The following is a 9,455-nucleotide window of genomic DNA, read 5'->3' as shown; positions in this document are numbered from 1 at the left end:
TCATTGATCTTTAGCATGTCCTCGAAATCATCCAATGCTTTATATCTCACATTAGCCACTAGTTGACGTCGGTCATATTCTGCTATGACCAAATCTTTGATTTCTTTGAATGTCATAAGTTTCCAAATTAGATTTTAATAAGTCTATAGTTGTTGGAAGTACGTTTATGTAAAGCACAATATTTTCCAAGACAACGGAGTGCTGTTGGGGCAGAAAGTAATACCGCAATAAAAAAGAGCGATCTTTCGACTGCTCTTTCCGACTGGGCGAAACCGATCCCTAAAATCGTTGCTCGCGCAAGCGAAGTATTTCCTTACGGCAATCTCGGCTGCACTCGGCATAGCCGGAGCAAGCTCCGCTCTGCACTCGTTGGCACGAGATTTCTTTCAAGGGAAACTACCCTTTGTGTTTGTAAAGATAGTAAATATTTTGTTCATCACAAAATTCCAACACTATATTCCGTCAAAAAGTTTACGCAGGTTCACGGCTCTTTCATTTAAGATCGGCCGAAGTTTACAGAAATAGTGGTATTTTATAGCGAAAATGTCTACCTTTGCACATAGCGATGCCGAAGCACCGCCTTCGGTGTTTCTTTATCATAAGATTTTAATTTTAAAAGAGGCGGAGTGGCCGTGAAGGCTCTTCCGCCTCGATTTTCGCTACGCGAAAATACGCATTATTTGCTTGATATGCAACATTTTCGACTTAACATATATTAAAAAGAAACATCGTTTTTACCCTACGGGCAGCATCATGGACAGACTGGTTGATTTTGCCTCGTCAGTGCCCGATTTCCGCAGAACAGGCAAAGGAAACCACCGTCACAGACTCCGTGATATCATAATGCTGATGGTACTTGGCCGTGCCTCTGGATTTGTCGGCCGTGCCGATATAATTGCTTTCGGCAAACACAATATCAAAAGGTTCCGCAAAATGGGGATGTTGAAAAATGGGGTGCCGTCCGAAGCGACCCTTTGCCGAGTGGATAACGGCATCAATGACTGCGCCATGGCCGACAGGATGCAGGAATTTGTCGAAGTGTTTCATGCCCAGTTGCGAAGCCGATCCTGGCGGGAGATAATCTGTGTTGACGGCAAGGCCGAGCGAGGCACAGTTCTGGCGAACGGGCGAAATCCTGATATCGTGTCGGCTTACTCGTTCAACACAGGCATAACGCTGGCTACAGAGGCCTGTCAGGAGAAAAGCAATGAAATAAAGGCAGTCCCACAGCTTATCGACAAACTCAATATTGCCGGAAAGATTGTGACAGCCGACGCCATGGCCATGCAAAAGGACATCATAGACAGGATAAGTGGTAAAGGTGCGGATTTTCTCATTGAGCTCAAGGCCAACCAGCCTTCGCTGCGTTACGGAGTGGAAGACAGACTCAAAGAGTATAAGCCGCTACATTCTTATACGGAAGGTCCCAAACTCGGTCATGGAAGAATCGAGACAAGAACATACAACATATATGACGGACTCGAAATTATTGCCGACAAGGAGAAATGGGGCGGAAACATGACGATTATAGAGTACGAGGCCGAGACCGTCAGAAAGACGACCGCAAAACATACACGTGAAAAGCGTCTGTATGTGAGCAGTCTGCCGGCAGACACTCCTTTCCTGGGTTCCATTGTGCGCCATCACTGGTCGATAGAAAGTATGCATTGGGGACTGGATGTAAATCTGCTGCAAGACAAGGTGAAGCGCAAGTCGGCAAAGGCCGCCCGCAACCTTGACACAATCCAAAGAATGGTCTACTCTGTATTTTCTATATGGAAGGGGTTGCGCAAAAAGCGATCTGACAAAAGAAAAGGCGTGGCAGAACTTATGCGTCATGTCTCGATGAGCTTTACCCAATTGATGCGGTTTCTTTACCAGAAATGAAAATAAATCTGATTTTCAGAAAAAGATAACTGCCTGAAATACAATCATGGAAATTTACCCGATTCTCAACAAACCGGGTAAGGGAAAATATGTCTTTATTTTTATCTTAAATGAAAGAGCCGTGATTACTGCAGGTTCAACTGGCAAGTGCAAAATTAGCGATTTGTTTGAAGAACTCGGTTTTCGGGTTTGAAAAACCGAGTTTTCATCTTTCAATAAATTGTATGCTTCCCGCATAGCCTCAATTTCCCGAGTGATTGCGATATACGAGTTTCTCAGTTATAGATACTGACACGAGGCTTCAATGAGCCGTCCATCTCAAACTTCTTCAAGTCGGCGAGGTCGGTGTCAATCTGACTTTTGTGAAATAGCAGCACCTCACGCCCTTCGGTAAGGCGGAAGCGGAGCTTGATTTTACCGCTCATCTTTGTCGTGCGGAGGTAGAGAGTTATTCTTTCCATAGTTGATTGTGCATTTCAAAATACCGTTGTGCAAATATATCTTTTTTCACAACCAAAAGTGCGTTGAAATAAATCCCTATGAATTTATTAACGTTCAAATTTGTTGTAATCTACTGATTGACAGTGGATGTTTCATTAATATTCATTCGCCGTCAATCACAATTCCGAATCCTTTAAGGGAAGAGAGATGGTCAGTGTCGCGGGGAGAATGATCGGATGATAGTGCGGCGGACAGCTATCAAGGCTCCGGCAGTGAGAAGTAGGGTGATGGCCGCTGCGCATGCAATGGCTGTCAGCGGAGAGCCGCCTGTGATTCCGGCGCCGGCGAGCGGGGCGCTCCATAGGCGTGATATGGCAGTCATGGCTACTACAGCGATGACGAGCAGTATGGCGTTGACTGTAGCGATCAGGCGTATGTAGTAGCCGCTGATCTGTGCCGGCGAATATCCTTCGAGCATGAGAAGGGTGGTGGTGTAGCGGTTTTTGTAGAGCAATAGCCATACACTCAGCAACAACAGTCCGAACGACAGAAGCACGATGACAATGCCGACCCCAATGACAATGGCCGTCAGCACTCCGGCTATCTGTGAGGCGCGGCCGCCGAACGCCTTGTCGCCTCCGAGTTCGTAGCCGTTGTCAGACAGATAGGTTTTAATGGCCGGGTCGCCGGGGTTGGTGGTTTCGACCATGATTCTTGACGGAGTGCGCGGCGCGGCGGCGTCGGCATATATTCCGTTGGCCCAGTCCATGAACGACTGTGGTACGGCGATGGTATTGAGTCGGTTGGAAAACCCGGCTATGCGCGCCTTGAATGTGTGGCGAAGTCCGTTGCCCGACACGGTGAGGTTTATAGGCAGCAGACCGCTCATCGTATCGCTTATCTGGGGCAGTCCTCTTGAAGCTGCGAATCCGAAGTTGTAGAGTGCGAGATAATCTTTGCTGATCACGATCGGCACCGTTTCCGACACTCCGGGGGTGTAATGCCACTGCGAGGGATCGGCATCGACAAACTCGTCGGGGAGCGATTCGAGAAACAGGGCTGTCGACATGCCGTTGCCCGGGCCGATGTCGATTCCGGCGCTGACGCTGAATCCGGCCGTGGTAAATGTGCCAAGGCGTTTTACCCACGGCTGTCGGCGCAGCCGGTCGATCTCGTCCGCAGAAAATCCGTCGGTACCGTCGGTGAGGCTGCCGAGGCCTTTCACGCCATGGGATATGACCAGAAAGTCGGTGGCGCCGTCGGAGGCCGCCGGCGCTGTGATGTCGGTGTAGAATCTGACGGCCGTAGATATGATCACCAGGCCTATGAGGCTTGATGCGGCGAATGCGGCCAGTTGGCCAATGCTGATGTTGCGGCGGAGCAATTGCCCGAGAATCCTGCGGTCGGTGGTCATAGGTGTGTGATTGAAGTGTAGTCGAGCGCCAGCGGATTGCCGACCGATGTCGCTATTATTCCGGCGCCGGTAGATGATGCTTCCTCCTCGATGAACGACGCTGCGCAGTCGTTGCTCTGTGAGTCGAGGTGGCTGACAGGCTCGTCGAGCAGAATGAAGTCGGCCGGCTGTGCCATGGTGCGGATTATAGCCACGCGCTGTTGCTGTCCGACCGACATGTGTCCGACTGGCGAGTCGATGCGGTCGGCTATGCCGAGGCGTTCGAAAGCATCTTCGACCCATCGCGGGGATCTCCATCCGGTGAGGGAGCGTTTGATTTCGACGTTTTCACGTGCCGTAAGCTCGGGGAAGAGCATCATCTCCTGTGGAAGCCATGCTATAGCCCGACGCCGGATTGCGGTCCAGCATGAGGAGTCAAGCCCACGGATGTCGGTACCGTCAAAAGCGATCATTCCGCGGTAGTCCGTGCGTCGGCCGTAGATGAAGCTGATAAGCGATGACTTACCCTGGCCTGAGGCCGATTCGATGAGCTGACGGCATCCGCGGCTGAACGAGACAGGTTTGTCCGACAGCCAGATTCCCGAATCTTTTACGGTCGTCGGATTTTCACGGGCAAACACTTCCGGAACCAGTCCGCGCAGCTCTATTTGGGCGATCATGTCAGTCGTTGTTGGTGTGGACAAAAGTTTTGATAAGTGCTTGCAGTATAGGCGTGTCGCCGCATTCGGTAAGCCGCAGTGTGACGGTGTTGTGTGTGTTGCCGGCTTCGGCCTTTATGCTCACTCCGTAGTCGGCAGTGTGCAGCCAGCGTCTGACCGTGGCACGGTCTATATCAAGCAGCCCCGTTGCGAGATGGCCTTTCATTGCGTCGACAAGTTGTGGCGAGGGCTCGGATTTGTGCGGGACGAAGTTTGAAATCGTAAGATAGCCATCGATGTAGGCGGCATGCAGATGTATGCTGCCGTAACGCAAGGCCAGCGATCCGTCGGCAGCTTTGTCGACAGGGAGTCCAAGACGCACTATATATGTTTCGGCTGTGGCGATGGCTTTGCGTGCGCTCTCCTGACCCATGTGCGCCATGATTATGAATCGGGTGGTGGAGATGTCGACAGATCCGCGATGTCCGTCGGCCGGCTGTGACGCCACAATGGATATTGTGCCGTCGATCTCTTTGAGAAAAGGAAGTATCGATTCGTAGAAACCGTAGTAGGTAAATCCTCCGATCATGCCGATAGCTTTGCCTATGCCGTCCCAGTCGACATTGTCTTTGTCGATTCCGGCTGCAAACGCCATTGACGCCGGATGGGGAGCGTAGTCGAGAAAGCGGGTGTTGACGGGTTCGAGTCCGGCGGTAGGTGCCACCATGCCCCGCTGATCGACCCTGAAATGGTCAAACACCAGAGCGTTGTCGTGGATCTGCATTTCGATGCACTGCCACTGGTCGGTGAATCCATTGCCTGCGACGGCAATCCCCGCCATCATCGGACGCCGCAGGAAGTCGCCGGTGCCCGGCACCTTCGCCATGCTTCCTTCGCCGCCGGAGGCTGTCGCTTTCCTGACCATGGCGGCAGGAGTGGCGGATGACTGTCGGTCGACTGCTACCCATATCCGGCCGTCGCGGGCGTAGGCTTCAGGCAATGTAGTGCCGCCGGCATATGATACAAACCCGTCGGCATCCTTGTCGGAGGGTTGTCCGAGAGCGGCTGTCAGCGAGTCACTGTTGATGACTGTAGCGGTGAGCCATACATCGCGCCCTCCGGCGTCGACCACGAGGAATACTTCCGATAGGTCTACCGCTGTTTCAAGCCTGTGGATACGGTCGGAAATGTCGTGGGGCAGTGCATCGCCGCATTCTCTGGCGAGCCGTCGGATATCGATGCGTGCCACGGCATCCGCGTCGGCCGGTATGCTGTCGAGCAGCTCGGCGTTGCGTTTGCAAGCGGCGGCCATCATTATGACGGCCGCCAGAAGTATGATTCGGAAAATGTTCATGAACCGGTGTTTATTTCAGTCGTGAGAGCGCTTCGGCTATGCGGCGCATGGCTTCACGGATGTTATCGTCGGAAGTCGCATAGCTAAGGCGTATGTATCCCGGGAGGCAGAAGGCCGATCCGGCCACTGTGGCCACGTGTCCCTCTTCGAGCAGGTACATGGCCAGATCGGAGTCGGTGGCGATGGTCTTGCCGTTGAAGCTCTTGCCGAGATATGACGACACTTCAGGGAAGAGATAGAAGGCGCCCTGCGGACAGTTGACGTTAAGTCCGGGTATCTCGCGTGCGAGGCTTACCACCAGATCGCGGCGGCGTTCGAAAGCCTTACGCATCTCCTCAACGCAGTCTTGCGGTCCGAGATAGGCGGCTTCGGCGGCTTTCTGCGCTACCGACGACGGATTGGAGGTGTACTGGCTCTGGAGTTTGGAGCAGGCCTTGGCTATGGGGAGGGGAGCGGCGATGAATCCGATGCGCCATCCGGTCATGGCGTAGGCTTTCGATACGCCGTTGATCACTACTGTGCGGTCGGCGATTTCAGGGAAGGCCGAAAGCGAGGTGAAGCTGCCGGTGAAATTGATGTGCTGATAGATCTCGTCGGCGATGACAGTGATCTGCGGGTGACGGCTGATCACATCTACGAGTCCCTGAAGTTCCTGATGAGAATACACGCTGCCGGTGGGGTTGGAGGGAGAGCAGAGGATCATGAGCCGTGTGCGGGGGGTTATTGCCGCTTCGAGCTGTGCGGGAGTGATCTTGAAATCCTGTTCGATTCCTGCGGGCACGAGCACGTTGGTGCCTTCGGCCAGTTTGACCATCTCCACGTAGCTGACCCATGCCGGAGTGGGTATGATCACTTCGTCGCCAGGATTGACGAGTGCTAGCACAGCGTTGCAGAGTGCCTGTTTGGCTCCGTTTGACACCACGATCTGTTCGGGAGCGAAGTCGACGCCGTCGGTGGCCTTGAGATTGTCGGCTATGGCTTTGCGGAGCGACATGTATCCGGGTACGGGTGTATAGAATGTGAAATTATCGTCGATGGCGCGTTTTGCCGCTTCCTTGATATGGGCGGGTGTGTTGAAGTCGGGTTCACCTACAGAGAGGTTGATGACGTCGACTCCGGCAGCCTTGAGTTCGGCACTTTTCTGCGACATGGCAAGGGTCTGTGAGGGCGAGAGCGACTCTACGCGTGTTGAGATTCTGTTCATGATGATAAATATTATGTTTCAAGACTACAAATTTATGACTTAATGCTTAAACTCGCAAACAAAAAACGTCCCGCCGCAGTCGTTGCCGGGGCGGGTGGGAGGAGTCGTAGAGTGTCAGTCTGCGGAAATGGTTATGTTTCGGGGTCAGTTGATGTAGATGGCGTTGCCGAATGCAGGTGTGTAGCGTTCGTCGGGGTGATATACGCGGGCAAACTGCCTGACGATGCTTATGGTCATCGGATGTGGGTCGGATGCCGGCGACAGGTTCTTGTCATTGGCCGGAGATTGCTCTTCGGCCGGGTGTATGGGCTTGGTTTTTTGTTTCATGTGTCGTTAATCTAACGTCGGCTGTGGCATGTTTATTTTACGGCTCGGCTATTTTTGATTACTTTTGTGGTGAAATATCATTCGCAATGGAACGATCACTCTTACATGATGCCTGGGATCGCGAACATCTATGGCATCCCTATACTTCGACGATAGATCCGCTGCCCACTTACAAGGTGGTGTCGGCCGATGGCGTCAGAATCCGTCTGGCCGACGGACGCGAGCTTATCGACGGAATGTCGTCGTGGTGGTGTGTAATCCACGGATACAACAACGAGCGCATCAACGCTGCCGCTGTCAGTCAGCTGCAGCGGATGAGCCATGTGATGTTCGGCGGTCTGACCCACGAGCCTGCCATAGAGCTTGGCAAGGCTCTGCTGGAGGTGGCTCCGCCGGGAATGCACAATCTGTTTTATGCCGATTCGGGTTCGGTGGCTGTGGAGGTGGCCATGAAGATGGCCGTGCAGGCATCGGTGGCAAAGAGCGGTTCGCACCGGCGCACCAATTTTGTGACAATCCGCAGCGGTTATCATGGCGACACATGGAATGCGATGTCGGTATGTGACCCGGTGACGGGCATGCACGGCGCTTTCGGTCCTTCGCTCCCGATCCGTTATTTCGTGGAGTCGCCTTCGGTGAAATACGGCGAGGAGTGGTGTCAGGAAGCGATGGAGCCGCTCGAAAAGACTCTGCGCGAGCATGCCGACGAGATCGCCGCGCTGATTCTTGAGCCGGTGGTTCAGGGCGCGGGAGGGATGCGGTTTTATCACCCGCAGTATCTTGTGGAGGCGCGCCGTCTGTGCGACAGATATGGTGTGTATCTGATATTTGATGAAATAGCCACGGGCTTCTGGCGAACCGGACGCTTCTTTGCATGGGAACATGCCGGTGTGGAGCCTGACATAATGTGTATCGGCAAGGGGCTTACGGCCGGTTATCTGACGATGAGCGCTGTGATGACCACACGTGAAGTGGCCGACACAATATCGGGCGGTGAGGCCGGAGTGATGATGCACGGCCCGACGTTCATGGCCAATCCGCTGGCATGTGCCATAGCCATAGAGTCGCTCAAGATGCTCCGCGAGCAGGATATGGCGCGGCGTCTTGGCGATATGGAGGCGAGTCTGCGTTCGATGCTCGCTCCGGCGCGTGAGATAGAGGGAGTGGCCGACGTGAGGGTGCTCGGCTCTATAGGCGTTGTGGAGATGACCGATCCGGTCGACGTAGGGCGATTCCAGGTGGAGTGTGTTGACCGCGGCATCTGGGTGCGTCCGTTCGGGCGCAATGTGTACGTGATGCCTCCCTACGTGATCAGCGACGAGGAGCTCGCTACGCTTACCGGCCGGATGATAGACATATTGAAAGATCCGCGACGATGGAAAGCATAGAGGAGAGCCTCGGACGGCTGGCTCGCAGCGGGAATCTGCGTGTCATACCGTCCGATTCGAGTGACGACGGTCTGGTTGATTTCACTTCCAACGATTATCTCGGGCTTGCTGCCGACCGCGGACTTCAGGACGATTTTTTCCGGATGGTGGCCGACAGGCGTCCGTCGCTGACGGCGTCGGCCTCGCGGCTGCTTGCCTCGGATCAGGCATCGTTCAGCCGACTGGAGGATGCTCTCGGACGCATGTATGGCCGAAAGGCGTTGCTGTTCAACAGCGGGTATCATGCCAACACCGGCCTGATCGCGGCGCTCGCTCCGGCGGGAACACTGATTGTGGCCGACAAACTCGTGCACGCCAGCATCATTGACGGCTATAAGCTTTCAGGTGCCGATCTGGCACGTTTCAGGCACAACGATATGGCGCATCTTGAGTCAATAATCCGCAGTAAGTCGGGGCGATATGACCGCATACTGGTGGTGACGGAGAGCGTGTTCTCAATGGATGGCGACAGCCCCGATATGAATGCGCTTGTCGATATCCGGCGTCGTTATGACGAGGTGATGCTCTATGTCGACGAGGCTCACGGATTTGCCGTCAGCGGTCCTGACGGCCTCGGACTGACGATGGCTCTTGACCGCCCCGGCGATGTAGATGTGATCGTGGGTACATTCGGCAAGGCCGCGGCTTCGATAGGCGCGTTCGCGGTTATGGAGGAGAGTGTGCGCAGCTATGTGGTCAATAATGCACGCAGCCTGATATTTTCCACCGTGTTGCCTCCGCTCAATGCCGAGTGGACCCGCTT

General features: G+C 54.0%; 10 protein-coding genes. 4 read left to right on the top strand and 6 right to left on the bottom strand.

The genetic code is table 11. The features are described 5' to 3' along the window. The first annotated feature begins 753 nt into the window (after window positions 1-753). Together C5O24_RS08455 and C5O24_RS14005 are read left to right on the top strand one after the other, a co-directional pair. Complete coding sequence (locus tag C5O24_RS08455; RefSeq protein WP_107035773.1) at window positions 754-1,887, top strand: ISAs1 family transposase; 1,134 nt, start codon at window positions 754-756, stop codon at window positions 1,885-1,887. Between the two features lie 46 nt (window positions 1,888-1,933). Further along, window positions 1,934-2,080 carry a hypothetical protein gene (locus C5O24_RS14005; protein ID WP_161553859.1) on the top strand — a complete coding sequence of 49 codons (147 nt, stop codon included), beginning with the start codon at window positions 1,934-1,936 and terminating at the stop codon, window positions 2,078-2,080. Window positions 2,081-2,162: 82 nt separating this feature from the next. Here C5O24_RS14005 and C5O24_RS08450 read toward each other — a convergent pair whose 3' ends face one another. The 6 genes from C5O24_RS08450 to C5O24_RS08425 form a co-directional block, all read right to left on the bottom strand. Further along, complete coding sequence (locus C5O24_RS08450; RefSeq protein WP_107035774.1) at window positions 2,163-2,348, bottom strand: hypothetical protein; 186 nt, start codon at window positions 2,346-2,348, stop codon at window positions 2,163-2,165. 191 nt (window positions 2,349-2,539) lie between these two features. Further along, on the bottom strand, window positions 2,540-3,742 hold the full coding sequence (locus C5O24_RS08445; RefSeq protein ID WP_107035775.1) for a transporter: 1,203 nt from the start codon (window positions 3,740-3,742) through the stop codon (window positions 2,540-2,542). Next, complete coding sequence (locus C5O24_RS08440; protein WP_237613004.1) at window positions 3,739-4,401, bottom strand: ABC transporter ATP-binding protein; 663 nt, start codon at window positions 4,399-4,401, stop codon at window positions 3,739-3,741. Before C5O24_RS08440 ends, C5O24_RS08445 begins: the two co-directional genes overlap by 4 nt. A 1-nt stretch (window position 4,402) precedes the next feature. Continuing rightward, window positions 4,403-5,734, bottom strand: a complete 1,332-nt coding sequence (locus C5O24_RS08435; protein ID WP_107035776.1) for a hypothetical protein — start codon at window positions 5,732-5,734, stop codon at window positions 4,403-4,405. 10 nt (window positions 5,735-5,744) lie between these two features. Continuing rightward, entirely contained in the window at window positions 5,745-6,938 is a 1,194-nt protein-coding gene (locus tag C5O24_RS08430) for a pyridoxal phosphate-dependent aminotransferase (RefSeq protein WP_107035777.1), read from the bottom strand. A gap of 144 nt (window positions 6,939-7,082) precedes the next feature. Continuing rightward, on the bottom strand, window positions 7,083-7,265 hold the full coding sequence (locus C5O24_RS08425) for a hypothetical protein (protein WP_107035778.1): 183 nt from the start codon (window positions 7,263-7,265) through the stop codon (window positions 7,083-7,085). 86 nt (window positions 7,266-7,351) lie between these two features. Between C5O24_RS08425 and bioA the strand changes: the two genes are divergently transcribed. Together bioA and C5O24_RS08415 are read left to right on the top strand one after the other, a co-directional pair. Then, complete coding sequence (gene bioA, locus C5O24_RS08420; protein ID WP_107681700.1) at window positions 7,352-8,653, top strand: adenosylmethionine--8-amino-7-oxononanoate transaminase; 1,302 nt, start codon at window positions 7,352-7,354, stop codon at window positions 8,651-8,653. Then, window positions 8,641-9,455 (top strand): aminotransferase class I/II-fold pyridoxal phosphate-dependent enzyme (locus C5O24_RS08415; RefSeq protein ID WP_107681699.1); only part of this gene is annotated, 815 nt, incomplete at its 3' end. The genes bioA and C5O24_RS08415, both read left to right, overlap by 13 nt.

The sequence above is a fragment of the Paramuribaculum intestinale genome, from assembly GCF_003024925.1.
GTDB lineage: Bacteria > Bacteroidota > Bacteroidia > Bacteroidales > Muribaculaceae > Paramuribaculum > Paramuribaculum intestinale.
Note: the sequence above shows the minus strand (reverse complement) of the source record. Positions and strands in the feature narration are given on the sequence as shown.

Bases quoted from the DNA above. Each gene is read 5' to 3' on its own strand.
- C5O24_RS08455 (WP_107035773.1), top strand. From the start codon at position 754: ATGGACAGACTGGTTGATTTTGCCTCGTCAGTGCCCGATTTCCGCAGA.
- C5O24_RS14005 (WP_161553859.1), top strand. From the start codon at position 1,934: ATGGAAATTTACCCGATTCTCAACAAACCGGGTAAGGGAAAATATGTC.
- C5O24_RS08450 (WP_107035774.1), bottom strand. From the start codon at position 2,348: ATGGAAAGAATAACTCTCTACCTCCGCACGACAAAGATGAGCGGTAAA.
- C5O24_RS08445 (WP_107035775.1), bottom strand. From the start codon at position 3,742: ATGACCACCGACCGCAGGATTCTCGGGCAATTGCTCCGCCGCAACATC.
- C5O24_RS08440 (WP_237613004.1), bottom strand. From the start codon at position 4,401: ATGATCGCCCAAATAGAGCTGCGCGGACTGGTTCCGGAAGTGTTTGCC.
- C5O24_RS08435 (WP_107035776.1), bottom strand. From the start codon at position 5,734: ATGAACATTTTCCGAATCATACTTCTGGCGGCCGTCATAATGATGGCC.
- C5O24_RS08430 (WP_107035777.1), bottom strand. From the start codon at position 6,938: ATGAACAGAATCTCAACACGCGTAGAGTCGCTCTCGCCCTCACAGACC.
- C5O24_RS08425 (WP_107035778.1), bottom strand. From the start codon at position 7,265: ATGAAACAAAAAACCAAGCCCATACACCCGGCCGAAGAGCAATCTCCG.
- bioA (WP_107681700.1), top strand. From the start codon at position 7,352: ATGGAACGATCACTCTTACATGATGCCTGGGATCGCGAACATCTATGG.